Genomic DNA, 23,353 nt, shown 5'->3' with positions numbered 1-23,353 from the left:
CTCGCGGGCGATCAGCCAACCGCCTGGCGGCGCAGTTCGCGTGCCTTGGTCAGGATGATGTCTTCCAGCTTCTGCACCGTGGCTGCCTGGACCGGGGCATCGACCCAGGTCCCGCCCTGGCTGACCTGGCGACTGGCGGCGACGCGCAGCGCGTCGGCGCGCAGGTCCGAATCGAGGATCGTCACGGTCATCTTCACCCGCTCGCCCGGATTGCTGGGATTGGCGTACCAGTCGGTGACGATCACCCCGCCATTGCTGTCGGCCTGGAGCAGCGGAGCGAAGCTGACCGCTTCGAGCGCGGCGCGCCAGAGATAGGAATTGACGCCGATGGTGGTGACCTGCGCCGCCGCGAGATCCGCCTTGGGCCGCTCGCGCCCGCCGCAGGCCGAAAGGCCGAGCGTTGCAGCGATCGCCACGGCAATGGTTGCGGGTCGGCGGAGGTTTGCGAGAGCGCTCATGTCGGTCCTTGGTATCCTGCGGGTTTCAAGGCTCTATAATGCCTGCACGCTGCGGAGCAAGGCGTTGGGCCCACAAGGCCGCACACAGCCTTTCGAGGGTGAATGCGGGCTTAATCCCGCGCGGGCCGCCAGCGCCACGGCTCTCAGCTTGTGGAAACTTGGCAACACCTTGCGGCCAATTGCCGGAGCGCCTGTGGAAAAGCTGGCCCTGTGCCGAACGGGTGCTAGTCTGGCCTGCAAGAAGAAAGGGACTCGCCCCACGCAAGAGGGGAAAGTCAGGAACCGTTCAGCGGATCTGTGGCTTGGAGTCGGGAAGGGATAAGGGAAGCGGGTTAGCGATGGCACGTTCGGTCAAAAGTCAGGGCAAGGCGCGGTTCGCTCCCGCGGCGCTGGCTGTTGCCGGTCTGGCGCTGTCGATTCCCGTCGCCGGCCTCGCGGTGGTCGAGACCGGCTCCGCGGCGGAACTGCCCGAAACCGTTTCTTACCTGCCCTTCACTCCGCCGAAGGTCGATGCGCGGCTCGCCGCCCGCGTCGCCGCCGTGATCGGCGAGGATGGCTTGCGCTTTACCCCGGCGAACAAGTCGCCGTTGTCGAAGGATCGCACCGTGACCGTCGCGGTCCGGGTCGACGATGCCACCGCCCGCGCGATCTCGGTCCGCACTGCGCTCGACGCCACCGGCACTTCCGACAGCCGCGAACGCATTCTCGCGATCAGCCCGACAAGCTACAATCTCGGCGTGGCGCGCGGCTACCAGAGCTTCGCCCAGCCGACCAAGGAAACCGCCGTTTCGGTCGGCCTGCGCGACATGGGCATGCCCGATCTCGCGAGTTTCGCGCCCGAAAAGGCCGAGAAGGCCGAGAAACCGAGCCGCTTCGGCTCGCGCCTGGCGCTCGAGAAGGAAGAAAACGCCGGTCGCTCGCCGCGTACGCTCGGCGGGGCGGGAAGCCAGACCCTCGACCTGAGCACCTCCTATCGCGTGGTCGGCAATGTGAACGTCACCGCCGGTGTCCGCGTGTCCAAGGACAGCAATCGGCTGGCTCCGCTGACCGACGGGGTCGAAGACGACCAGGCCGTCTACGTCGGCACGCGGGTCAGCTTCTAACCTTTTCCGAAAGAATACCACTGTGCCCTCGCCCCGATCGGCGAAAGGACTTGGCGTGCGCCGCGTGCCGCGCCTAGGTTGCTGGAGACGCTACGGAAAGCTTGGGAGAATCACCTATGGGACGTGTTGCCATCGTAACCGGGGGCACGCGCGGGATCGGCCGCGCCATCTGCGAACGACTGCGCGACGAGCGCGGGTTCACGGTCGTCGCGAACTACGCCGGCAATGACGATGCGGGGCGAAAGTTCTCCGACGAGACTGGTATTCCTACGATCAAGTTCGATGTCGGGGACTTCGACGCCGTGCAAGAGGCGTGCAAGACGGTCGAGCAGGAGCACGGGGCAATCGACGTGGTGGTCAACAATGCCGGGATCACCCGCGACGGCACCCTCCTGAAGATGAGCTACGAAGATTGGGATGCCGTCATGCGCACCAATCTCGGCGGGTGCTTCAACATGGCCAAGGCAACCTTCGCCGGCATGAAGGAGCGCGGCTGGGGCCGGATCGTCAACATCGGTTCGATCAATGGCCAGGCAGGACAATATGGCCAGGTCAACTATGCCGCGGCCAAGAGCGGCATCCACGGCTTCACGAAGGCGCTGGCGCAGGAAGGTGCGCGCTTCGGCATCACCGTCAACGCCATCGCCCCGGGCTATATCGACACCGACATGGTCGCCGCTGTGCCCGAACCGGTGCTCGAGAAGATTGTCGCCAAGATCCCCGTCGGTCGCCTGGGCAAGGCGAGCGAGATCGCCCGCGGGGTCAGCTTCCTGTGCTCCGAGCATGCCGCATTCGTCACCGGCTCGACCATGAGCATTAACGGAGGCCAGCACATGTATTGACGGGGGGGCCCGGCGGCGGACGCGCAGCCGGACTTGCCGCCCAATCAGTCGATAATATAAGCGACCACGCGCAGATCATCGCCTTCACGTTCGAGCGTCACCGTTTCGACAACACCCTTGCGAGTAGCGAAGTCGGTGCGGAACTGGACCTCGCCATACCCAAGAGGAGGCGCGTGCACATCGCGATAGCCGATCGCCTCGCGTGACAGAACCGCGCCGAGCGGAGCACGGGCCTCTTGCGAGGCCTTCATCCAAACATCGAGCGTGTTGAGATCGCGGAACTGGCTCCCAGTTGCCGCATAGCTGGCTTCCCAGTCATGCGCATCGGTCAATGCGAGCCATGCCCGCGCCGCGTCTTCATTCGCATGGTCGCGGGCGACCTCTTCGGGAGGAGTGTCGACGGGCGGTTCGTGCGTGGCGCTGGTCGCAGCAAGCACCAGTACGGCGGCGAGGGTGAGCATGATGAGAACTCCTGCAACAATCGGACGGCGGACGGACGTGCCTGCCGTTGCCCGGTCATCGTCAGTCCTTTGCTGCGCGCCGGCATCCCCCAATTCCTTGTCCGCAAGATTTTCGTAGGCGCCGCCCTCGCTCTCGAGCAGCAGGCGCGCTGCCTCGCGGCTGCTCGTCACCTCGAGCTTGCGCCGCACCGCGCGCAGGCGCTCGTTGATCTTATGCACCGACAAATCCAGCTCGGCCGCCGCCGACTTGGCGTCGTGGCCGCGGACCATGAGTCGCAGCGTTTCCTTCTCCTTTTCGGTCAGCGTGTCATAGGCGTCGGCCATGCCGGATTACCTACGTGCGGCACGGTTCATCGCACACCCCAAAAAAATCGTAGAGCCGCGGGCGCGAGCGATGTAGGGCGCGCGACTTATGGAAATGCCCCCCTACCACCCCCCCAAGAAGTACTCTGTCCGGATCGACGGACACCGCACATCGATCAGCCTCGAGCCCCTGTTCTGGGACAAGCTGTGCGCCGCCGCCGCGGCGCGTGGGCAATCGATCAATGCGCTGGTCGCCGAGATCGACGCCGAACGGATCACAGCCGAAACCCCGCCCGGACTGGCCGGTGCGATCCGCATCTGGCTGGTCTCGCGTGAAAAGAGCGGCTGGATCGCTCCAGCCGCTCACTAGGGCATCGGGCCTGCCTGCTCAGTAGTTGGCGGGCGGATCGCTCGCCGGGAAGCTTTCGTCGCTGGCCTCGTCGGTCTTGCTCCAGTCGCCGTCGGGCTTGTCGCGCATCGCGCCGGGGCCCGCGTCGCGGACCGCGGCATCGCCCTGGTTGGCGGCGAAGGCGGGCTGGGACTTGTTCTTCTCGTAATAGCGATAGCCGGCATAGCCGAGACCGCCGAGTGCAAGTAGCTTGAGTAGCATGGGGCGAACTCCTTTCGTCTCTTGCCCGACCAACGCATGTCGGGCCCGAAAGGTCCGCCCGCAGGCCCCTAGTCGTCGCCCACCCGTTCGATGTCCGCACCGACCAGCTGGAGCTTTTCTTCCAGCCGCTCGTAGCCGCGGTCGAGGTGATAGAGGCGGCGCACGGTGGTCTCGCCTTCGGCCGCGAGACCCGCGATCACGAGGCTCATCGACGCACGCAGATCGGTCGCCATCACTTCCGCACCGGTGAGCTCGACCGGACCGCGGACGATCGCGGTGCGGCCCTCGGTTTCGATATCCGCCCCCATGCGCGCAAGTTCGGGAACGTGCATGAAGCGGTTCTCGAAAATCGTTTCCTTGAGCACGCTGGTCCCCTCGGCGCGGGCCAGCAGGCTCATCAGCTGCGCCTGCATATCGGTGGCGAGGCCGGGGAAGGGCGCGGTGGTGAGGTTGTGCGCCTTGAGCGAACCGCGCGCCGCGACGTCGATCCCGTGCTTGTCGCTTTCGACCTCGACGCCGATGTTGCGCAGTGCATGGATGGTCGAGCCCATGTCGTCGGCCTTGGCGCCTTCGAGGCGGACTTCGCCGCCGGTAATCGCCGCGGCACAGGCGTAGGATCCGGCCTCGATCCGGTCGGGCATCACGCGGTAGGTCGCGCCGTGGAGCCGCCTGACGCCGTGGATCGTGAGTTCCGACGTGCCGATGCCCTCGATCTCGGCGCCCATGGCGACGAGGAGGTTGCACAGGTCGACGATCTCGGGCTCGCGCGCGGCGTTGATCAGCCTGCTGGTGCCCTTGCACAGCACCGCCGCCATCAGCGCATTCTCGGTCGCGCCGACCGAAACCACGGGGAAATCGAATTCGCCGCCGGGCAGGCCGCCGCCTGGCGCGGTGGCCTTCACATAGCCTGCAGCGAGCTCGATATGCGCTCCGAAGGCTTCGAGCGCCTTGAGATGGAGGTCGATCGGGCGGTTGCCGATCGCGCAGCCGCCGGGCAGCGACACGGTCGCCTCGCCGGTGCGCGCGAGCAGAGGGCCGAGCACGAGGATCGAGGCGCGCATCTTGCGCACCAGGTCGTAGGGTGCGACCGAGCTGGTCAGCCGCGTCGCCTCAAGCGTGACCACGCGCCCGAAATCCTCGGGCCGGTGGCCCTGGATCGTGTGCGCCACACCGAACTGGCCCATCAGGTGCTGGAAGCCGTCGATGTCGGCGAGACGCGGGAGGTTGCGCAGCGTCACCGGCTCTTCGGTCAGCAGTGCGCAGGGAATGAGGGTGAGCGCGGCGTTCTTTGCGCCCGAAATGGGAATCGTCCCCGAAAGGCGATTGCCGCCACGAATGATGAGCTTGTCCATGCCCTGCCTTTAGCCACGCGCGACGGGCTGGCAAGCGTCATGCATGTGTCACCGGGCCCGTCCAATGGCTTCCCAACCGCCGAAAGATTGACCTGTTCCGGCGCCGGACGTACCGCGAGACACGATGACCCAGCACAAGCCGATCAAAAAAGCCGTCTTTCCCGTCGCCGGACTGGGCACGCGCTTCCTCCCCGCGACCAAGGCGATCCCCAAGGAGCTGCTCCCGATCGTCGACCGCCCGCTGATCCAGTATGCGGTGGACGAGGCGCGCGAGGCGGGAATCGAGCAGATCATCTTCGTCACCGGGCGCGGCAAGACCGCCATCGTCGAGCATTTCGACGTCGCCTACGAACTCGAACACACGATGGAGGAGCGCGGCAAAAACCTCGACGTGCTCGAACCCACGCGGGCAACGCCGGGCGACATCATCACCGTGCGCCAGCAGGTCCCGCTGGGCCTCGGCCACGCGATCTGGTGTGCGCGGGCGATCGTCGGCGACGAACCCTTTGCCATCCTCCTGCCCGACGAACTGATGGTCGCCGCCAAGAGTGGCGGAACGGGCTGCATGAAGCAGATGGTCGAGGCCTACAACGAGGTCGGCGGGAACCTGATCTCGGTGCTCGAAGTGCCGCAGGAAGAAGTGTCGAGCTATGGCGTCATCGCACCCGGCGCGGCCAAGAGCGACGCCCTCACCGAGGTCACCGGCCTCGTCGAGAAGCCGCCCGTCGACAAGGCGCCCTCGAACAAGATCATCTCGGGCCGCTACATCCTCCAGCCCGAGGTCATGCGCGTGCTCGAGGACCAGGAAAAGGGCGCGGGCGGCGAAATCCAGCTCACCGACGCCATGGCCAAGATGATCGGCAACCAGCCCTTCCACGCGGTTACTTTCAGCGGTCGCCGCTTCGACTGCGGCAGCAAGACCGGCTTCGTCGAAGCCACGCTGGCGCTGGCACTCGAACGCAAGGACATGGGCGCCGAGGTACGCGCCATCATGCAACGGATGCTGGAAGCCTGACCTAAACCAGCGCCTAGGCGCGATAGGCCATCGCCGTGCCGACCGCATTCATCCCGAACTGGCCCGACCGAACGCTGCCTCCAGCCGACGGCGCAAATCTATCGAGCTGCAGCGTCGTCTCTCGCCTGGCCACACCTTCGACCTGCTCGCCGCACGCGATGGGTCGCGAGATGTAATACCCCTGCCCTGCGGTGCAACCGATCTCCCCGAGCCACTCGAACTGGTCCGCCGTCTCGATCCCCTCGGCGACCGTCTCCATGTCCAGTTCCTGCGCCAGGTTGATCGTTGCCCGGATGATCGCCTGGCAGTCGGGGCGCTCCAGCAAGTCCATGACGAAACACCGGTCGATCTTGATCGTGTCGAAGGGGAAGCTGCGCAGGTAATTGAGCGATGAATAGCCGGTCCCGAAATCGTCGAGGGCGATCCGCACGCCGAGCGCGCGAAGCCGGTGCAGGGTGCGCACGTTCTCGTCCGTATCGTGCAGCAGTGCGGTTTCGGTAATCTCCAATTCGACGCGACTGGGTGCGATCCCGCTGACGGCGATCGCCCGGGTCAGCACCTCGACGAAGCCGTCCGAGCGGATCTGTACCGGTGAGAGATTCAGCGCGATTGTCAGCGGCCGCTCCCATTTCGCGGCGGTGCGAATCGCCTCGTTGGCGACCCATTCCCCGATCGCGACGAGCAGGCCGGATTCCTCGGCGAGCCCGATGAATTCGTCCGGCATGACCAAGCCGTGCTCCGGATGATTCCAGCGCAGCAGAGCCTCCATGCCGGTCGGTTCCCCGGTGGCGAAATCGATCTGCGGCTGGAACGCTAGGGAGAATTGATCTTCGGCGAGCGCCTGCCGGAGATCGAGCTCGAGTCCGCGACGCTTGCGCTCCATCGCCTGCAATTCCGCGTTGTATTCCTGCCAGAGCCCGCGCCCCTTCTGCTTGGCGGCATAGAGGGCGAGGTCCGCCTGCCGCATCAGTTCTTCGGGTTCGGGTGGCTCGTCGTCGACATGCGCGATCCCGATGCTGGCGGATACCCTGATCACCTTGCCCCCAAGCCGGAACGGATCGGCAAGACGCCGGATCAAACGGTCTGCAAGATCGCGCGCTTCCCCGGGCGTCGACTTGGGGGCGCAGAGGATTGCGAATTCGTCGCCCCCCATGCGGACCGGCAAGTCACCCCTGCCGCACTCGCTGGTCATGCGACGCGCGGCAGCGACCAGCAGGTCGTCACCCGTGTCGTGACCCAAAGTGTCGTTCACGATCTTGAACTTGTCGAGATCGATGAACATCAGGGTGCGCCCGGCACCCGGCCTAGACACGGACTGCGCGAGGTTCTCGTTGAAGCGCAAGCGGTTGGCCAAACCTGTCAGCGTGTCGTTGCGCGCCATGCGCGACAGGCGCTGTTCGGCGATGACCTCAGCCGATACGTCGCTCATCACGCCGCGGATCGACCCGTCGTTCAGCGGCTTGGCCGACACCGACCACCATGTTTTCCGGCCCTTGCCGGCAACCGGCAGCACGTGGTTGCGAAAGGTCTGCTGAGCCTCGATCATCTGGGCAAGTTCCCTGCGCTCCGCACCGCGCGCGAACAGGTCCAGCAGTCCCGTTTTCCTCAGTTCGTCCGGCGACCTGCCGGCGGCTTCGGCAAACCGCTCCGAAATCTCCAGAAACCGGCCTGCGGGATTGGTTTCGAACAGCCAGTCGGACGCCGATGCCTCATATTCGTGCAACAGCAGACGGACGGTCTGTTCGGATCGCTCGAGCTCGATTTCCTCGATCAAGCGCTCGCGATAGAAGCGGGCATGATCGCTGACGCCGCGCAGCACGATGATGCCATGCAGCCAGACCAGCAGCACGGTAGGAACGGCCAGTGTCGGCGGATAGAAGAAGGCGATTCCGGTCCCGGCCAGCATGCAGGCCAGCATCAGCGCCAATCCCGCAGGCTTCAGGTGTCGGTATTGCAGCAATGACGACGACATGATCCCGGCGGCCAATACGCACAGGGTCAGGAATTCGCCGGGCGACCGCGCATTCTGCCACAGCACCACGAAAGCGATCCCCCAATGGGCGCCGCACCCCATCGCGAGGCCCGTGGCGTAGCGGACGTTGCGCTGGATGTAGGCGGGATCGTTCGATGTCTTGTCGAACTCGAAGGTCTGTATGACGCGCAGTCCGTCGAGAAGCAGCAGGACGGGCACCCAGACAGCCCAGAATACGGCCTGCTCGGCCCTGGCCAAGAGAGGAATGACGATGAGCGCACTGAGCAGTGTCCCGGCCGCCGCACTGCGAACGTTCGAGATGAAGTCGGACATCTGGCGGATCAGCAGACGATCTTCCAGTCCCAGGTTGGAAGTTCCGGCTGGGTTCATTGTGGTATCCCTGTGCCATCTCCTGCCACAACGGCGTTAAAGAGCGTGGTCTGCGGGATACGTGAATCTACGATGTGGCGCAGGGTTGCTCACGCCACTCGGCATCGATCTGGCGCCGCCACAAGCGGCTTCGTCGGAGCGGGGCCGGCGCTGGCACTCGAACGCAACGAGATAGGTGCCGAGCTGAACACTCGGCTGCGCGGCGTCAGTTACCCCTGACCATCTGCCCGATAGCGCACCGCCCGCGCAGATCGAGGAGGCGGTGGACGTCGCGTTCCACTGCGGAGTCGATGACCAGGCGGGCCCTCCCCAGCTGCGGCGTTGCTTGCGTGCCGGACCGGTTCAGGCAGTGAATGACCGATGCCCGCCTGGTATCCGGCGTCGCGCCGGTGACCGTGACGTCGAGATCTTCGATGGTGGCGAAGTCGTCGTCGATGCGGATCGCGGTCTGGTTGTTGCGGACGGTCGTCGTCACCGTGACCCTCCCCAGCGATACCCGGAAATCGTCGCGTGAGGCCTTCGATCGGTTGAGAATCGAAAAGCCGATGCCATCCGAATTGGCGACGGTGATGTTGCCCCGGCACCGCAGGTGGCCGGGCTGGGTATAGGTGGTGAAGATCGCGACGCATTCCCCGCGCCCGCCGAACTTGCTGAACACCGGATCGTCGAGTTCGAAGTCGGAATAATACGCCGCTCCCATCTTCTGGGTATCCATGTCGCGCAGGAAGAAGCCCCCGGTCGGATTGCCCTTGTCGTAGGTCAGGCTGTAGCTGCCGCCGATCCGGCAGCGGTTATAGAATTGCCAGTCGGGTCCGTTGAAATCGCCATCGACCGTCGAGCGGGCGGTGAATACCGGATAAAGGTAGGATCCCTCCTTAAGCCCGATAAAGCGAATAGGGTATCGCGGCTGGCCTTTGACGGTGCGCAGGAAGTCGATGCGGCATCCCGGATCGATCTTCACCAGATACTGCGTATCGAGGGCTTCACCATAGACCGGATTGGCCGGCGCCGAGCGCATGTTGATGGCGGCCCAATTGGCCCCGGGCGCTTCGGTCAAATGCTGGAAATTCTCGTCGGCCAGGATGAGGATCCGCCCGCCCGAGTCGACCAGGCGCAGGTTGCCCATGAACACGGGGCGATCGACCACGACCTCGGTATCGAGCACCAGAGTGCCCATGCTGGCGTGGGCCCAGTCGAACGCCTGCTGGAGCGCCACAGCGTCCTTGCCGAACGACGACATCCTGCGCGACGGGTCGCCGAGCGACGGAACGCTTCCCGCTGCGGACCATGCCACCGCGGCGCTACCGCCGGCAAGCGCGGCAAGGACGGTTCTACGGGCGACAGGATGGGGCATCGGGCACTCTCTACTTGCGGGACGCGGACCGGCACCCCGCCGGACCGCGCAAGGATTGGCTTCGCATTCGTGCCAGCTCTACCGAGCCGAGCATAAACCGCCGATGAGCGCCATGTTCAGGCTGGGAGGCTTGTATGGCCTTCCCAGCCTGTTCTGCCAGCCGGACCTGCCTGGCAGGCGCTCAGCCGCCTTCGGCCACTGGGGCAGGTACGGACGGTTCGATGGGTGGTTCCGCAGGCGCTTCCTCCGTAAGGTCCGCAGGCGCCGCCGCCTGGGGGCCTGGCGTCGCGTGCTTGAGCAGGCCATCGAGCGACGACCCGTCGAGTCCGAGCTCCTTCATCAGGCCGTCGAGCACGGGTGCCTGCGCGCGATAAGCCAGCGCGGCGCTAACCGCGTCGGTTGCGAGATTGCCCGACCCGCCGGCACCTGAAGACGCGCCGCCCTTGCCGCCACCGTTGGTGAGTCCATCGACCTGGACGATCTTGATCGAATCGATCGCCTCCATCGGCTTGGCGCTCTCGCGAATGACTTCGGGCAGGACCTTGAGCAGCGCCAGCTTGGTCTGCAGGCTGATCTGGTCCGACGACAGCAGGTTTGCCGCCTCGTTGATCGCCTTTTGGCCAGCCGCCTCGACCTCGAAGCGGACACGCGCGGCGTCGGCCCGCAGCTTCTCGGCCTCGGCCTCGCCCTCGGCCTCGCGGCGCGCGGCTTCGGCGCGGTTCGACGCGGCGTCCCTTTCCGCCTCGGCATCGACGCGGATCTTGATCGCGTCGCGCTCGGCCTGCTTCGATGCCTCGATCAGCTCGATGCGCTTCATACGCTCGGCAATCTCGGTCTCGCGGCTGGTCGAGACCTGTTCCTCGGCAGCGACCGCCTTGGCGCGGGCGGCATCGGCCTCGGCCTTGGCCTGGCTTTCCTCGCGGCTCTTGTTCTGCACCGCGATCTGCTGTTCCTGCCGGGCGATTTCGAGCGCGCGCTGCTGGTCGATGCGCGCTTCCTCGACGAGCCGGTCGGCTTCGATTTGCTGCGCATCGACCTGCTTCTTGGCTTCGATCCGCGCCGCATCGGCCTCGCGGCTGCGCTCGGCCTGTTCGCGGGCAATTTCCGACGCCTGCGCGGCACGACGGATTTCGACCTCGCGTTCCTGCTGGAGACGGGCATATTCCTTGTCGCGTCCGATCTCGAAACTGCGGGCATCGGCCTCGAGGTTCTTGGTCTCCATCTGGACACGCGTGTCCTGCTCGATGTCGTTGCGCAGCTTCTTGCGCGCCTCGATCTGCTCGGTCAGCTTGGTCAGGCCCTCGGCGTCGAAGGCGTTGTTGGCGTTGAAGTGCTCGATGCTGGTCTGGTCGAGCCCGGTGAGCGAGACCGATTCCAGCTCGAGCCCGTTCATCGCGAGGTCGTTCGACGAGACCTGCTGCACCTTCTGGACGAAGTCCGCACGCTGTTCATGGAGCTCGTTCATGCTCATACCCGCCGCCACGCTGCGCAGCGCATCGACGAACTTGCCCTCGACGAGGTCCTTGAGCATTTCCGGCTGCATCGTGCGCTGGCCGAGCGTTTGCGCGGCCATCGCGATGGCCGAGGCGTCGGGCCGCACACGGACGTAGAATTCGGCCTTAACGTCGATGCGCAAGCGGTCGAGCGTGATCAGCGCCTCGCCATCGCGGCGCACGACCGGCAGCACCAGCGTGTTCATGTTGACCGGCATGGTCTCGTGGAAGACGGGCAGCACCAGCGCGCCGCCGTTCATCACGACCTTCTCGCCGCCCACGCCGGTACGAACGAAGGCGACTTCCTTCGACGCTCGGCGATAGAGCTTGGCGAGGAACAGGCCGATGACCAGCAGGCCAAGGACGCCGCCACCCACGATGATGGCAAGATCGGTAAGGTTTTCCATTGCTACTCCTTGCAGAAACTATTGCGGCGACAGGCGGCGCTCGGCGAGCGCGGTCGCGTAGAACTGGTTGCCCTCGCGGCGGACGAGGAGAACCTCATCGCCGGCGAGGAGGTGGCTGTCGGCCTCGTGCGGCTCGACCATGACGTAGTGGTCCTGCCCGTGGAGATCCCTGACGCGGGCGCGGGCGGGCGAACCGCTGCGGGCGGTACCGTCGGTAATCACCCCACGGCGCCCCACGAGCGTCCCGATATCGACCGCGGTGGTCTCGTCCTGCGGCAGGATCATTCCCAACGGCCGGGCGATAAGCGCCGCCAGAGGTAGCGCCCCCGCACCGGCAAGCGCGGCGGCGAGCCAGCGATCGAGCGGCGCTCCGGTCAGGCCGTGAGCCAGCTGTTGCCCGCTCACGCCGACCGCGGCGAAGACGAGCAGGAAGACCACCAGCCAGATCGTCAGAGGCACCCGGCCAAGACCGAGCAAGGTCAGCAGGCCGCCCAGCGGTCCCGCGCCGATCGCCGCATCGCCATCCGCATCGGCGTCGAGATCGAGGTCGATATCGAGAAAGCCAAACAGCTGGATGACGAACAGCGCCGCCACCAAGACCAGGGCTGCCGCGAACGGCAGATTGTACGGTTCCAATAGTGTCATCGCCCCTCCTTTCTTCTTGCTATACAGGGCGAATGGATACGTCTCCCCGACCGCAGTCGAAAAGTGTGCATCCAGCGTCTTTTTCCATACTGTCAATCTAGCGATCGGAGGGATCGACCGACAGGAATATGCGACGAACCGAGTTCGAATCTCCGCACTATTACGGGAGTTTGACGGTCTTGCGTCGCTTCGGGATCAGGCCGCGGTAAAGCGCAGCGGCAGCGCCTTCAGCCCGCCGACGAAGGTCGATTTGCTCCGCGCCGGTTCGCCCGCCAGTTCGACGCTCTCGATCCGGTCAAGCAGAGTCTCGAACAGGATGCGCATCTCGAGCCGCGCGAGATGCAAACCTAGACATTGATGTGCGCCCGCGCCGAAGGCGAGGTGGCGGTTGGGGCTGCGCGCGGCGTCAAACTTGCGCGGGTTCTCGAAATGCGCCGGGTCGTGATTGGCGGCGACATAGTTCATCATCAGCCAGTCGCCCTTGGCGATCGCCTGCCCGCCCACCTCGGTGTCTTCTGCCGCGGTGCGCATGAAATGCTGCACCGGCGTGGTCCAGCGGATCGCTTCCTCGACGATGCCGGGGAGCAGCGAACGGTCGGATTTCACCCTGGCCCACTGCTCGGGATCGCGCGCCAGCGCGAGCATGGCGCCCGCCGTGCTGGCACTGGTGGTGTCGTGCCCCGCCGCTGCGAGGATGATGTAATAGCCCATCATGTCGCGGTCGTTGAGGGGTTCGCCGTCGATCACCGCATTGGCGATGGTGCTGGCGACGTCGGCGGTGGGATTGGCGCGGCGCTCGGCCGTCAACTTGGCGAAATAGGCTTCGAAATCGGCCACCGCCCCCGCCACCAGCTGGGTGATCGCCTCGGGCGGCAGGTCCTTGATGCCCGACTGGTTGAGATCGTCGTCCTGCCCCCCGAAGAGCTGCTGCGTGAGCATCAGCATGCGCGGCTCGTCTTCCTCGGGCACGCCCATGATCTGCATCACCACATGCAGCGGGTAGGGAGCCGACACGGCCTTGACGAAATCGGCCTCGTTGCCGCCCTCCAGCAGCCGGTCGACGGCGGCGTGGGCAATACCGCGGATCTCCTCCTCCACCGTGCGCAGGTTCTTGGGCATGAACCATTCCTGCGTCAGCTTGCGGTATTTCATATGCGTCGCCCCGTCGAAGGTGACGAGGCTGGCGACGAGATGTTCGCTGCCGCCGGTCATCTTCTTGGCGAATTCGATCCCCTCGGTGAGGCTGAAGACCACCGTGTGCGGATTGTTGAGGAAGGTCGCATTGTCCTTCGACATGCGCATCACGTCGTCATAGCGCGTGACCAGCCAGAAGGGCGGATGTACGTGATCGTCCTGGCTCTCCGCCCAGGCGACCGGCATCTCCTCGCGCAACCGGTCGAAGATGTCGAGCAGCGGGTCCCAGGCGGCGTAGCTGGCCGGGTCGATGACCGCGCGCGCGACGGCGGGATCGAGCGTGGGCTTTTCCCGCGTCGCCATCACGCCTGCTCCGTCTCGGCTTCGGCCATGCGCTGGTACTCGTCACGCAGCTCGCGCTTGTAGAGCTTGCCATTGGCTTCGCGCGGCAGTTGCGGGCGGAAATCGAACAGCTTGGGCATCTTGATCTTCGACAGGCTCGGCGCGAGGAAATCGCGGAGTTCCGCCTCGAGCGCCTCGCCGGCATCGGCCATGTCCATCGGCTGGACCACCGCCACCACCTTCTCGCCGAAATCGGGGCAGGGCGCGCCGATCACCGCCGCATCCATCACCTTGTCATGCGTGACGAGCAGGTTCTCGATCTCCTGCGGGTAGATGTTGACCCCACCCGAGATGATCATGTGGCTCTTGCGGTCGGTCAGGAAGAGATAGCCGTCCTCGTCGACATGGCCGATGTCGCCCAGCGTCATCCAGCCCTTGGGATGCATCGCCTCGCGCGTCTTGTCGGGGTCGTTGTGATAGGTCGGGATGTTCTCGTTCTCGAAGAACAGCAGCCCGTCCTGCCCCGCGGGGACCTCGTTGCCCTCGGGGTCGCAGACATGAAGGGTGCCGTGGATCGCCTTGCCCACACTTCCCGGGTGATCGAGCCAGTCCGCCGCCTTGATCAGCGTCATGCCGATGCCTTCGGAGCCGGCGTAGTACTCATTGATGATCGGGCCCCACCACTCGATCATCGCGCGCTTGATCGGGACCGGGCAGGGCGCGGCCGCGTGCAGCGCTCGCTGGTGGCTCGACAGGTCGTATTTCGTCCGCACGTCGGGATCGAGCTTGAGCATGCGCACGAAATGCGTCGGCACCCACTGGCTGTCGGTGACCTTGTATTTCTCGATCGTCGCCAGCGCATGTTCGGGTTCGAACTTCTCCAGCACGACGACCGTCCCGCCGAGCCGCTGCGCGGTGGTACCCCAGCCGAGCGGGGCGGCATGATAGAGCGGCGCGGGCGAGAGATAGACCATGCTGCCGTCGGCGGGCATGCCGGCACCCATAACTGCCAGCCCCATCAGCGGATTGACCGCCTGAATGTCGTCATCCGCAGGGGGCGCGGGCTTGACGCCCTTCGGTCGGCCGGTGGTGCCCGAGGAATAGAGCATGTACTGGCCGGGGGCCTGGTCGGGGATCGGCTCGTCGGGCTGCGCGGCCAGCGCCGCCTCGTAATCCTCCTCGCCCTCGCCGCCGACGATCAGCAGCGGCAGCTCGGGGCATTCGGCGCGTATGCCGTCGAGCACGTCGTCGAACTTGCGTGTTGTGAGCAGGAACTTCGCGCCGGCATCCTTGAGGATGTAGGCGATTTCGGGCGCGGTCAGCCGGGTCGAGATCGGCACCATCATCGTGCCCGCGCGCTGCGAGCCCCACACGACCTGAAGATAGTGGACGTTGTTTTCCATCAGCACGGCGAAATGGTCGCCGCGCCCCAGACCTCGCACACGGAGCAGATGGGCGAAGCGGTTGGCGTAGCGGTCCATCTCGCCGAAAGTCACGGTCTCCCCGCTGCCAGCCATGACGATGGCGGGATGCTCGGGACGCGTCTGCGCATGGGCGATGGGGTGCATGGGCTGGCCTCTCTCCTCTCCGTCGGTCCGTCATCTCGCGCGGACTCATCGGGTTTCTCAAAGAAACCTACCCCAGCCTCTCCCATGGGCAAGAAAAAAGGGCAGCGGGATCGCTCCCGCTGCCCTTTTTCACCGAACCCGCGGGTTCGTTTGGACTTATTCGTCGTCGCCGTCGCCCTGCCCGCCGGTGCCCATGGCTAGCGCGAAGGCGCGCTGAGCTTCCGATTCGACCATGTAGGGAACCGGGTTGACCGCTTCGCCGTCGATGCGGACTTCATAGTGTAGGTGCGGGCCGGTCGAACGGCCGGTGGAACCGACGTATCCGATGATGTCGCCCTTCTTGACGCGCGTGCCCGCTTCGACCGCGATGTCCGACATGTGCGCGAAACGTGTCTGCAGACGGGCGCCATGTTCGATCGAAACGTACTTGCCGTAGCTCGAGAACCATTCGGCCTTGCTGACATAGCCGTCGGCAGTCGCGTAAATCGGAGTGCCGGTGGGCGCGGACAGGTCGACACCCTTATGGCTTCGGCGACCGCCGAGCACGGGGTGCGTGCGCATGCCGTAATCGCTGGTCAGCCGGGTGTTGTCGAGCGGCATGCGCGAAGGAACCGAAACCCGCGCCGCAGCCGGAGCCGCACCGTCGAGCTTGTCCCATTGGGCGAAAAGCTGCTGGAACTGAGCGTCATCGCCGGCCTGTGCCGGTGCGGCGACCTTGCTCATGTCGATCGCCCCGACTGCGGCGGCAGCGTTGGTTTCCTGTGCCTGAGCCGGAGCTGCGGCGATACCGAAACCTGCCATCACGGTGAGAGCAAGCGAAATGCGCTTGGTGAGCATGCAAAACCCGTCCATCCGGCGCTTTTGCGCCTGTTCGATCCCGAGCGATGACGGCGTCCCGTGCCGCTACCGCTCTCTTTTCAGTCACTGCCGGAACCCCCCGGCGTCTCGTGAGTTTGGGTTAAGGGCGAAAATCTTAATCAGGCAATAGTCGCGTAGTAGTCGCGCGGTAGGCCGCCTGCGAAACGCGCTGAGTCGTTGAACGGACCTTTCAGCCCTCCGGAAAAATACGTGTGGACGAGCTTTTGCCACGATTCTCGGGGATTCTCTCCGCGCACCTCGCACAACGCATGAAAGTGCTTGGAGCCAATGGCGACATGCCGGATTTCGTCGTCAAGGATTCGTTCGAGGATTCGCGCGCCGCCTTCATCTCCCTGCTCGCGAACCCGCTCGAGCGTTGCAGGCGTGACGTCGAGCCCGCGCGCCTCGAGCACCATGGGAACCACCGCCAGCCGCGCGGCGACATCGTGCGCGGTGTCCTGCGCGGCACTCCATAGCCCGTCGTGCACCGGCAGCGCACCGTATTGCAATCCGAGCGATTCGAGCTTGCGGGCGATCAGCGCGAAATGCATCGCCTCGTCCGCGGCCACCGCCAGGAAATCCGAAACGAACGCCTCGCCCATCGCCGCGCCGAAGCGTCCGGCCATGTCGAGTGCGAGGTCGATGGCGACGAATTCGATATGCGCGAGCGCGTGCCACAACGCGATTCGATTGCGCTCGGATCCCATCTTGCCGCGCTTGGGCATGCGGGCGGGAGGCAGGAACTCGAGCTTCGCCGGCCAGGCCGGGCGATCGGGCATTGCTCCATCGGAACCGAATTCTAGCCGCCCCAGCCGCCAGTCGCGCGCGACCGCGCGCGCGGCGAAGACCTTGGCCTGTGGTTCGCCTGTCAGCAATGCGGCGCGGATCGCCTCGCCGAGCATGCGATGGCGGGAGGTCATGCCGATCGTGCTGCCTCGAGCACTTCCTCTGCGTGTCCCTTGACCCGCACCTTGGGCCAGACGCGCAGGATGCGGCCTTCGCCGTCGAGCAGATAGGTCGAGCGAATCATGCCCATGTAGGTCCGGCCGTAATTCTGCTTCTCGCCCCAGGCGCCGAGCACGTCAGACAGGCCGCCCTCCTGCGCATCGGTGGCAAGGTCGACCGTGAGATCGTGCTTGGCGATGAAATTCTGGTGCTTCTTCGCCGAATCCTTGCTGACGCCCAGCAGCCGCACGCCGGCCTGCTCGAAGTCAGCCTTGAGCGCGGAGAAATCCTTCGCCTCGGTGGTGCAACCGGGCGTGTTGTCCTTGGGGTAGAAGAAGATCACTGCCTTGCGGCCAGCCAGATCGGCCTTGGTCACCGTGCCCCCATCGGGCGTTTCCATGCTGAAATCGGGAAAGGCATCGCCTTCGTCAAAACTGTCGCTCATTGGTCCATCTCCAGGGTTTCGCCGAATATCGCCTGCCACGCCGCCGCGACCGCTCCGCGAGCCGCGTCCAGCGCTTGCAGCAACGCAGCATAATCCTCGCACCCGCTCTGCCGTGCCAGCAGCGCCGCGGCTGCGGCCTTGGGGCGGGAGAGCTCGGGCGCGAGCAGCCGCGTACCGACCAGCAACCGCGTCATCAAGTCGTGCGCCTCACCGATGGCGGCGGGCAGGCTCCCGGCCTCGACCAAGGCGGCGATCGCGGCGGCGAGATCGGGGGTCAGCGCAATGCGGTCGCGCAGCTGGAGGAAGTGGATCAGGAACTCGAGATCGACGAGCCCGCCGCGCAGCAATTTGGCATCGAGTGGGCCCTTGGGCGGCTTGTGCGCGGCCATTTCGCCGCGCATCGCGAGCAGGTCGGTGCGTAATGCATCGGGATCGCGCGGCGCGCGGAGGATCGCATCCACCACCCCATCGATCTCCTCGCGCGCGGCCTCGCTGCCAGCGATCACTCGCGCCCGGGTGAGCGCCATGTGCTCCCAGGTCCAGGCATCCTCGCGCTGGTAGCGGGCGAAGCTCTCGACGCTCACCGCGAGCGGTCCCTGCGCGCCCTGTGGCCGGAGCCGCGTATCGACCTCGTAGAGCGCGCCCTGCGCGGTCGGCACGCTCAGCGCGGCGGTCACCCGCTGGGCGAGGCGGTTGAAATAGAGCGTCGCGCCGAGCGGGCGATCGCCGTCGGACTCGCCTTCATGCGTGCCGGTGAAGAGATAGATGATGTCGAGATCGGAGGCATGTGTCAGCGCGCCGCCACCGAGCCGCCCGAGCCCGACAACCACCAGCTCGCTGCCCACGATACGGCCATGCCTGGCGGCGAACTCCTCCTCGGCGGCGGCGAGCGCGACCTGCAACGCCGCTTCGGCGGTGCGCGCGAGTCCGGCGGCGATCGCCAGCGGGTCGTGCGCCGCCTCGATCAGCTGGACGCCGAGCGCGAAACGCGCTTCGCCGGTGACAACGCGCAAGCGGTCGAGCCGCATCTCGTAATCGTCGCCGCGCTCGCGCCGCCCCATGCGCTCGGCCAGATCGGCAACGCGGCCGGGCAAATCGAGCGCGGTGCGATCGATCAGCGCATCGAGCAGATCGGGCCGCCTTGCCAACTCGTCGGCCAGCGGCGGCGCGAGCGTGAGGCAGTCGGCGATCAGTGCGAAAAGGCCAGGGCGCGCCTCGAGCAGACGGAACAAATTGATGGCGCTCGGCAGGCGCGCGATCAGGCTTTCCCAGCGTACCAGCGTCGCATCGGGATCGGGCGAGGCTGCGATCGAGGCGAGGAGGTCCGGGCGGATCGCCTCGAAGGCGCCGAGCGCGGCCGGGCTGCGCAGCGCCTGATACCGCCCGCCCCTCCAGCCGGCCACGCGATCGGCCAGATCGGCCGGGACGGGTGGTGGGTTGTCGTCGGCAGCGAGCGTGCGCGGCGCACTCGCCGGTCCCGACGTCCGGTCCTGGTCGAGCAGCGCATCGAACCGTTCGGCAACCGGCCGAGCCAGGTCGCGAACATGCGCGACAAGCGCGGCGCCATCATCGAGGCCGTGCAACCGCGCGACATTGTCGAGCGCTTCGCCTGCAGGCAGCGAGTGCGTCTGCTTGTCGGCGACCATCTGCAGCCGGTGCTCGATCGTGCGCAGGCCGTCGTAGCTTTCCCCGAGAAGGCGGGCGTCTTCAGGGGCGATCCGTCCCGTGGCCGCGAGCGCATCGAGTGCGGCGCGGGTCCCCCGCACCCGCAGCGAGGGGTCGCGACCCCCATGAATCAACTGGTGCGTCTGGGCGAAGAACTCGATTTCGCGAATGCCCCCGCGGCCGAGCTTGAGGTTGTATCCCGGCTCAGGGCTGGCCAGTCCACTCTGCTCGTCACGGATGCGATAGGTGAGGCGACGAATCTCGTCGATCGCGCCGAAGTCGAGGCTGCGGCGCCAGACGAAGGGGCGGATATGGTCGAGGAAGGCCTCGCCCGCCGCGATATCGCCCGCGCAGGCGCGTGCGCGAATGAAGGCAGCCCGCTCCCACGCCAGCGCCGAGCTCTCGTAGTGTGTGATGGCCGCGTCGAGGGGTAAAGCAGGCGGGCTGACTTCGGCGGCGGGGCGCAGCCGTAGGTCGACGCGGAAGACATAGCCCTCGCTGGTCACTTCGGAGAGCAGCCGTACCGTCTCGCGCGCATAGCGTTGCGCGGTTTCGCCGGGCTCGTCGCGTTCGCGGCGCGGCAGGGTCGCGGGATCATAGAGCAGGATCGGATCGATGTCGGAGGAATAGTTCAGCTCCCCCGCGCCGTGCTTGCCCAGCGCCAGCCCGATCATCCCCGCCGGTTCTGCATCGGGCACGCGCCGGGCGATCGCCGCAGCGAGCGCGCCGTGGAGCGCCCGGTCGGCGAAGGTCGACAGTTCGCGCATAACCTTGTCGAGATCGAAGCCGCCGGCGAGGTCGCCGATCGCCAGCACCAGCGCGAGGCCGAGCCGCTCGCGGCGCAGCGCCGTGGCGACATCCTCCGCATCGACCTGCTTGGCCGCAATCAACGCCGCGTCGCCATCGCCCGCAGCAAGCAGCTCGGCGAGATCGGGCCGCCGCTCGAGCGCGCGGGCGAGGAAGGGCGCATGCGCGCGGGCGCGGGTGAGCGCAGAGGTCCAGTCGGCGGCCATCGCGGGTTCCTGCCGCCCCGCATCCCCCGACGCAAGCTTGCCCTCGCGCGTCCATGCTGACAGAAGCCCCCCGCACGAGAAGCAAGAGAGGTAGTCGCAATGATCCGAACCATTCTCGCCGCCAGCGCAGCGCTGGCGCTCACCGCCTGTTCGATGGGCCAGGATGGAGCCGCCAGTACCGAAGGCGCGGCGCTCGACATCCCGCAGGTCGCCGCCGGCGAGCTCAACATCGACACGATGAAGAGCGTCACCGAGAAACTCGCTTCGGACGAATTCGAAGGCCGCGCGCCCGGCACGCCGGGCGAGGAGAAGACGGTCGCCTACCTGATCGAGCAGTTCAAGCGGGCCGGACTCGAGCCGGGCAACAACGGTTCGTGGACGCAGACCGTCCCCTTCGTCGAGATCGAGGGCCAGGACCTCGGTCCGCTCAAGATCGCGGGGGCGGGCAAGGACATGAGCTTCTCCTTCGGCGATGAGTGGGTCGGCGTCACCTATCGCGAGGACGAGCAGACCGATCTCGAGAACAGCGAGCTGGTCTTCGTCGGCTACGGCATCAACGCACCCGAGAAGGGCTGGAACGACTATGCGGGCGTCGACATGAAGGGGAAGACCGCGGTCATCCTCGTCAACGATCCCGATTACGAGACCGAGGGCCTCGAAGGCCCGTTCAACGGCCGCGCCATGACCTATTACGGGCGCTGGACCTACAAGTATGAAGAAGCCGCGCGCCAGGGTGCCGCGGGGGCTATCATCATCCACGACACCTTCCCCGCCGCCTATGGCTGGAACGTCGTCGAATCTTCCTGGACCGGGCCGCAGGTCTATCCCGAGCGCAAGGACGGCGGCGCCGACCAGACGCTGGTCAACGGCTGGATGCAGAAGCCGGTCGCGGAGAAGATCCTCGGCGCGGCGGGCAAGGATCTCGCCACGCTCTCGGCCGCAGCCAAGAAGAAGGGCTTCAAGGCGGTTCCGCTGGGCCTGACCGCCTCGACCAAGTTCGGCAACACCGTCCGCAAGTTCGATTCGAAGAACGTCATCGGCGTGCTGCCGGGTGCGAAGCGCCCCGACGAATACGTCCTCTACAGCGCCCATTGGGACCATCTCGGCCGTTGCAAGCCCGACGCCACCGGTGACGACATCTGCAACGGCGCGGTCGACAACGCCACCGGCAGCGCGGCGCTCGTCGCGCTGGCAGAGGCGCATGCCAAGGCCGGGCCGGCCGATCGCAGCCTCGTCTTCTTGGCAGTGACCGGTGAGGAATCGGGCCTGCTCGGTTCGGACTATTACGCCGCCAACCCGGTCTTCCCGTTGTCGCAAACCGTGGGCGGGCTCAACATGGACGCGCTGTCGCTCGCGGGTCCGGCCAAGGACGTCACCGTGGTCGGCGGCGGCAAGAGCAGGCTCGACGAGTTCCTCGACGCCGCACTCAAGGAAGAAGGCCGCACGGCCACGCCCGAATCGACCCCCGAGAAGGGCTATTACTATCGCTCGGACCACTTCAGCATGGCCAAGCGCGGGTTGCCGATGCTCTATGTCGACGGCGGCGAAGACCTGGTCGAGGGCGGGACCGAAGCCGGCCAGGCCTATGCCAAGGACTATACCGAGAACCGCTACCACCAGCCGAGCGACGAATACGATCCCAACTGGGACTGGTCGGGCGCGCTGAAGGACCTCTCGCTCTATTACCGCATCGGTCGCATGCTCGCGATGAGCACCAGTTGGCCCAACTGGGTCGAGGGCGACGAATTCCGCGCCGCACGCGACAAGAGCTGCGAAGGCGAGGGCGGCTGCTGAGCCGTCGGCACAGGTCGAGAAGGGCAAGCCGATGCAGATGATGCCGCCCGAATGGGCGCCGCAGGACTGGCTGTGGATCGGCTTCCCGCACGACGCCGACGAATGGCCCGAGGTGCTCCCGCGCGCGCAGGAGCAGATCGCGGCCTTCGCCAATGCGGTGGCCGAAAGCGGACAGGAAGTCCGCCTGCTGGTGCGCGATGCCGCGAACGAGGCGCGTGCACGCCAGCTCGTTTCGGGCAAGGTCACGCTCGAACGCCGTGTCTACGGCGACGTCTGGCTGCGCGACACCGGTCCGCTGGTGCTGTGCGGCGGCGACAGCCAGCGCAGTGCGCGGCGCTTCGGCTTCAACGGCTGGGGCGGCAAATATCTGATGGACGGCGACCAGACGGTGGGCGCCGAACTGGCCAAGGACGCCGGGCTGCCGCTCGAGGTAGCCGACTGGGTCCTCGAGGGCGGCGCGGTGGACGGCGACGGGACCGGTCTTGTCGCCACCACCGAGCAGTGCCTGCTCAATCCCAATCGCAACCCGCACTTGTCGCGCGAGGAAATCGAGCAGCGGCTGGAGGATGACCTCGGCTTCAGCCGCGTGCTGTGGCTCGGTGACGGGCTGATCAACGATCACACCGACGGCCATGTCGACAATCTCGCGCGCTTCGTCGCTACCAATACGCTGTGCCTGGCGCGCGCGACGGGCAGCGACGATCCCAATGCGGCCATCTATGCCGACGCCAGGCGGCGCGCGGAGGAAGCGGGCGTGGCGGTGAAGGAAATCCCCTCCCCAGGCCTCGTCACCAGCGGCGACCGGATCGAGCCCGCGAGCTACGCAAATTTCGCCATCACCAGCCACCTCGTAGTGGTTCCGACCTTCGGCAGCCCGCACGACGCGGACGGCGTTGCGGCGATCGCCGAGCTGTTTCCCGACCGCGCCACCGTGGGCCTACCGGGCGACGCGGTGCTGGCAGGGGGCGGCGGGTTCCACTGCGCGAGCCAGCAGATGCCCCGCGCCGGATGGTGTCCTTAACAATTCGTTAGGATTTGCAGCGGAGAATGGGAGCATGGCCAAGGCTATCGCTCTCGCCCGCTCAAAAAGCGCCAACGATCGCATTGTCGATATCGCACGCGCGCTGATTGTCGGTGGCTGCGGCCTTGCGCTGGTCCTCGCCGGGCCGGTCCTGCCTTTCTGA

Annotated in this window: 21 protein-coding genes; 7 read left to right on the top strand and 14 right to left on the bottom strand. The window is 66.1% G+C overall.

Annotated elements, in window-relative coordinates; all coding sequences use genetic code 11:
• Nucleotides 1–11: 11 nt before the first annotated feature.
• A complete protein-coding gene (locus K3181_RS08100) occupies nucleotides 12–458 on the bottom strand; it encodes a DUF3576 domain-containing protein (RefSeq protein WP_221602490.1) in 447 nt (148 codons plus the stop codon).
• A gap of 338 nt (nucleotides 459–796) precedes the next feature.
• Here K3181_RS08100 and K3181_RS08095 point away from each other — a divergent pair, with 338 nt between their 5' ends.
• Both K3181_RS08095 and phbB read left to right on the top strand, forming a co-directional pair.
• Nucleotides 797–1,561 (top strand): hypothetical protein, encoded by a 765-nt coding sequence (locus K3181_RS08095; RefSeq protein WP_221602489.1) that lies wholly within the window; start codon nucleotides 797–799, stop codon nucleotides 1,559–1,561.
• A gap of 116 nt (nucleotides 1,562–1,677) precedes the next feature.
• Complete coding sequence (gene phbB, locus K3181_RS08090) at nucleotides 1,678–2,403, top strand: acetoacetyl-CoA reductase (protein ID WP_221602488.1); 726 nt, start codon at nucleotides 1,678–1,680, stop codon at nucleotides 2,401–2,403.
• Nucleotides 2,404–2,447: 44 nt separating this feature from the next.
• Here the strand turns inward: phbB and K3181_RS08085 are convergent, their stop codons facing one another.
• Nucleotides 2,448–3,188: a helix-turn-helix domain-containing protein gene (locus K3181_RS08085; RefSeq protein ID WP_221602486.1), complete on the bottom strand. Its 741-nt coding sequence runs from the start codon at nucleotides 3,186–3,188 to the stop codon at nucleotides 2,448–2,450.
• Between the two features lie 88 nt (nucleotides 3,189–3,276).
• Between K3181_RS08085 and K3181_RS08080 the strand changes: the two genes are divergently transcribed.
• Nucleotides 3,277–3,537, top strand: coding sequence for a ribbon-helix-helix domain-containing protein (locus K3181_RS08080; protein WP_425594540.1), 261 nt, complete (start codon nucleotides 3,277–3,279; stop codon nucleotides 3,535–3,537).
• Nucleotides 3,538–3,555: 18 nt separating this feature from the next.
• Here K3181_RS08080 and K3181_RS08075 read toward each other — a convergent pair whose 3' ends face one another.
• Complete coding sequence (locus K3181_RS08075; RefSeq protein ID WP_221602485.1) at nucleotides 3,556–3,777, bottom strand: hypothetical protein; 222 nt, start codon at nucleotides 3,775–3,777, stop codon at nucleotides 3,556–3,558.
• A gap of 68 nt (nucleotides 3,778–3,845) precedes the next feature.
• Nucleotides 3,846–5,129 carry a UDP-N-acetylglucosamine 1-carboxyvinyltransferase gene (gene murA, locus K3181_RS08070; protein WP_221602483.1) on the bottom strand — a complete coding sequence of 428 codons (1,284 nt, stop codon included), beginning with the start codon at nucleotides 5,127–5,129 and terminating at the stop codon, nucleotides 3,846–3,848.
• 124 nt (nucleotides 5,130–5,253) lie between these two features.
• Between murA and galU the strand changes: the two genes are divergently transcribed.
• Complete coding sequence (galU, locus tag K3181_RS08065; RefSeq protein WP_221602482.1) at nucleotides 5,254–6,144, top strand: UTP--glucose-1-phosphate uridylyltransferase GalU; 891 nt, start codon at nucleotides 5,254–5,256, stop codon at nucleotides 6,142–6,144.
• A 13-nt stretch (nucleotides 6,145–6,157) separates the two neighbouring features.
• On the opposite strand, the gene K3181_RS08060 is transcribed toward galU, so the two are convergent.
• The 10 genes from K3181_RS08060 to glnE form a co-directional block, all read right to left on the bottom strand.
• A complete protein-coding gene (locus K3181_RS08060) occupies nucleotides 6,158–8,506 on the bottom strand; it encodes a putative bifunctional diguanylate cyclase/phosphodiesterase (RefSeq protein ID WP_221602481.1) in 2,349 nt (782 codons plus the stop codon).
• Between the two features lie 205 nt (nucleotides 8,507–8,711).
• A complete protein-coding gene (locus K3181_RS08055) occupies nucleotides 8,712–9,860 on the bottom strand; it encodes a hypothetical protein (RefSeq protein ID WP_221602480.1) in 1,149 nt (382 codons plus the stop codon).
• Nucleotides 9,861–10,041: 181 nt separating this feature from the next.
• Complete coding sequence (locus K3181_RS08050) at nucleotides 10,042–11,760, bottom strand: flotillin family protein (protein ID WP_247714903.1); 1,719 nt, start codon at nucleotides 11,758–11,760, stop codon at nucleotides 10,042–10,044.
• Nucleotides 11,761–11,778: 18 nt separating this feature from the next.
• On the bottom strand, nucleotides 11,779–12,405 hold the full coding sequence (locus tag K3181_RS08045) for an OB-fold-containig protein (protein WP_221602479.1): 627 nt from the start codon (nucleotides 12,403–12,405) through the stop codon (nucleotides 11,779–11,781).
• A 195-nt stretch (nucleotides 12,406–12,600) separates the two neighbouring features.
• Nucleotides 12,601–13,902 (bottom strand): cytochrome P450, encoded by a 1,302-nt coding sequence (locus K3181_RS08040; protein WP_221602477.1) that lies wholly within the window; start codon nucleotides 13,900–13,902, stop codon nucleotides 12,601–12,603.
• Entirely contained in the window at nucleotides 13,902–15,449 is a 1,548-nt protein-coding gene (locus K3181_RS08035) for an acyl-CoA synthetase (RefSeq protein WP_221602476.1), read from the bottom strand. Before K3181_RS08035 ends, K3181_RS08040 begins: the two co-directional genes overlap by 1 nt.
• A 156-nt stretch (nucleotides 15,450–15,605) precedes the next feature.
• Nucleotides 15,606–16,286: a M23 family metallopeptidase gene (locus K3181_RS08030; RefSeq protein ID WP_247714902.1), complete on the bottom strand. Its 681-nt coding sequence runs from the start codon at nucleotides 16,284–16,286 to the stop codon at nucleotides 15,606–15,608.
• Between the two features lie 140 nt (nucleotides 16,287–16,426).
• Nucleotides 16,427–17,227: a ferritin-like domain-containing protein gene (locus K3181_RS08025; protein ID WP_221602474.1), complete on the bottom strand. Its 801-nt coding sequence runs from the start codon at nucleotides 17,225–17,227 to the stop codon at nucleotides 16,427–16,429.
• Nucleotides 17,224–17,697: a peroxiredoxin gene (locus K3181_RS08020; RefSeq protein WP_221602472.1), complete on the bottom strand. Its 474-nt coding sequence runs from the start codon at nucleotides 17,695–17,697 to the stop codon at nucleotides 17,224–17,226. Before K3181_RS08020 ends, K3181_RS08025 begins: the two co-directional genes overlap by 4 nt.
• Nucleotides 17,694–20,375: a bifunctional [glutamate--ammonia ligase]-adenylyl-L-tyrosine phosphorylase/[glutamate--ammonia-ligase] adenylyltransferase gene (gene glnE, locus K3181_RS08015; protein ID WP_221602471.1), complete on the bottom strand. Its 2,682-nt coding sequence runs from the start codon at nucleotides 20,373–20,375 to the stop codon at nucleotides 17,694–17,696. Before glnE ends, K3181_RS08020 begins: the two co-directional genes overlap by 4 nt.
• A gap of 99 nt (nucleotides 20,376–20,474) precedes the next feature.
• Here glnE and K3181_RS08010 point away from each other — a divergent pair, with 99 nt between their 5' ends.
• Genes K3181_RS08010 through K3181_RS15715 form a run of 3 tightly spaced genes read left to right on the top strand, consistent with a single transcriptional unit; the run spans nucleotide 20,475 to nucleotide 23,353 of the window.
• Entirely contained in the window at nucleotides 20,475–22,169 is a 1,695-nt protein-coding gene (locus K3181_RS08010) for a M28 family metallopeptidase (RefSeq protein WP_221602470.1), read from the top strand.
• A 40-nt stretch (nucleotides 22,170–22,209) separates the two neighbouring features.
• A complete protein-coding gene (locus K3181_RS08005) occupies nucleotides 22,210–23,190 on the top strand; it encodes an agmatine deiminase family protein (protein ID WP_221602878.1) in 981 nt (326 codons plus the stop codon).
• 34 nt (nucleotides 23,191–23,224) lie between these two features.
• Nucleotides 23,225–23,353 (top strand): hypothetical protein, encoded by a 129-nt coding sequence (locus tag K3181_RS15715; protein WP_282099770.1) that lies wholly within the window; start codon nucleotides 23,225–23,227, stop codon nucleotides 23,351–23,353.

The organism is Qipengyuania mesophila (genome assembly GCF_019711655.1).
Lineage (GTDB): Bacteria > Pseudomonadota > Alphaproteobacteria > Sphingomonadales > Sphingomonadaceae > Qipengyuania > Qipengyuania mesophila.
Note: the sequence above shows the minus strand (reverse complement) of the source record. Positions and strands in the feature narration are given on the sequence as shown.

Excerpts from the sequence above, each read along its gene's own strand:
- K3181_RS08100 (WP_221602490.1), bottom strand. The coding sequence starts at position 458 with ATGAGCGCTCTCGCAAACCTCCGCCGACCCGCAACCATTGCCGTGGCG.
- K3181_RS08095 (WP_221602489.1), top strand. The coding sequence starts at position 797 with ATGGCACGTTCGGTCAAAAGTCAGGGCAAGGCGCGGTTCGCTCCCGCG.
- phbB (WP_221602488.1), top strand. The coding sequence starts at position 1,678 with ATGGGACGTGTTGCCATCGTAACCGGGGGCACGCGCGGGATCGGCCGC.
- K3181_RS08085 (WP_221602486.1), bottom strand. The coding sequence starts at position 3,188 with ATGGCCGACGCCTATGACACGCTGACCGAAAAGGAGAAGGAAACGCTG.
- K3181_RS08080 (WP_425594540.1), top strand. The coding sequence starts at position 3,277 with ATGGAAATGCCCCCCTACCACCCCCCCAAGAAGTACTCTGTCCGGATC.
- K3181_RS08075 (WP_221602485.1), bottom strand. The coding sequence starts at position 3,777 with ATGCTACTCAAGCTACTTGCACTCGGCGGTCTCGGCTATGCCGGCTAT.
- murA (WP_221602483.1), bottom strand. The coding sequence starts at position 5,129 with ATGGACAAGCTCATCATTCGTGGCGGCAATCGCCTTTCGGGGACGATT.
- galU (WP_221602482.1), top strand. The coding sequence starts at position 5,254 with ATGACCCAGCACAAGCCGATCAAAAAAGCCGTCTTTCCCGTCGCCGGA.
- K3181_RS08060 (WP_221602481.1), bottom strand. The coding sequence starts at position 8,506 with ATGAACCCAGCCGGAACTTCCAACCTGGGACTGGAAGATCGTCTGCTG.
- K3181_RS08055 (WP_221602480.1), bottom strand. The coding sequence starts at position 9,860 with ATGCCCCATCCTGTCGCCCGTAGAACCGTCCTTGCCGCGCTTGCCGGC.
- K3181_RS08050 (WP_247714903.1), bottom strand. The coding sequence starts at position 11,760 with ATGGAAAACCTTACCGATCTTGCCATCATCGTGGGTGGCGGCGTCCTT.
- K3181_RS08045 (WP_221602479.1), bottom strand. The coding sequence starts at position 12,405 with ATGACACTATTGGAACCGTACAATCTGCCGTTCGCGGCAGCCCTGGTC.
- K3181_RS08040 (WP_221602477.1), bottom strand. The coding sequence starts at position 13,902 with ATGGCGACGCGGGAAAAGCCCACGCTCGATCCCGCCGTCGCGCGCGCG.
- K3181_RS08035 (WP_221602476.1), bottom strand. The coding sequence starts at position 15,449 with ATGCACCCCATCGCCCATGCGCAGACGCGTCCCGAGCATCCCGCCATC.
- K3181_RS08030 (WP_247714902.1), bottom strand. The coding sequence starts at position 16,286 with ATGCTCACCAAGCGCATTTCGCTTGCTCTCACCGTGATGGCAGGTTTC.
- K3181_RS08025 (WP_221602474.1), bottom strand. The coding sequence starts at position 17,227 with ATGACCTCCCGCCATCGCATGCTCGGCGAGGCGATCCGCGCCGCATTG.
- K3181_RS08020 (WP_221602472.1), bottom strand. The coding sequence starts at position 17,697 with ATGAGCGACAGTTTTGACGAAGGCGATGCCTTTCCCGATTTCAGCATG.
- glnE (WP_221602471.1), bottom strand. The coding sequence starts at position 20,375 with ATGGCCGCCGACTGGACCTCTGCGCTCACCCGCGCCCGCGCGCATGCG.
- K3181_RS08010 (WP_221602470.1), top strand. The coding sequence starts at position 20,475 with ATGATCCGAACCATTCTCGCCGCCAGCGCAGCGCTGGCGCTCACCGCC.
- K3181_RS08005 (WP_221602878.1), top strand. The coding sequence starts at position 22,210 with ATGCCGCCCGAATGGGCGCCGCAGGACTGGCTGTGGATCGGCTTCCCG.
- K3181_RS15715 (WP_282099770.1), top strand. The coding sequence starts at position 23,225 with ATGGCCAAGGCTATCGCTCTCGCCCGCTCAAAAAGCGCCAACGATCGC.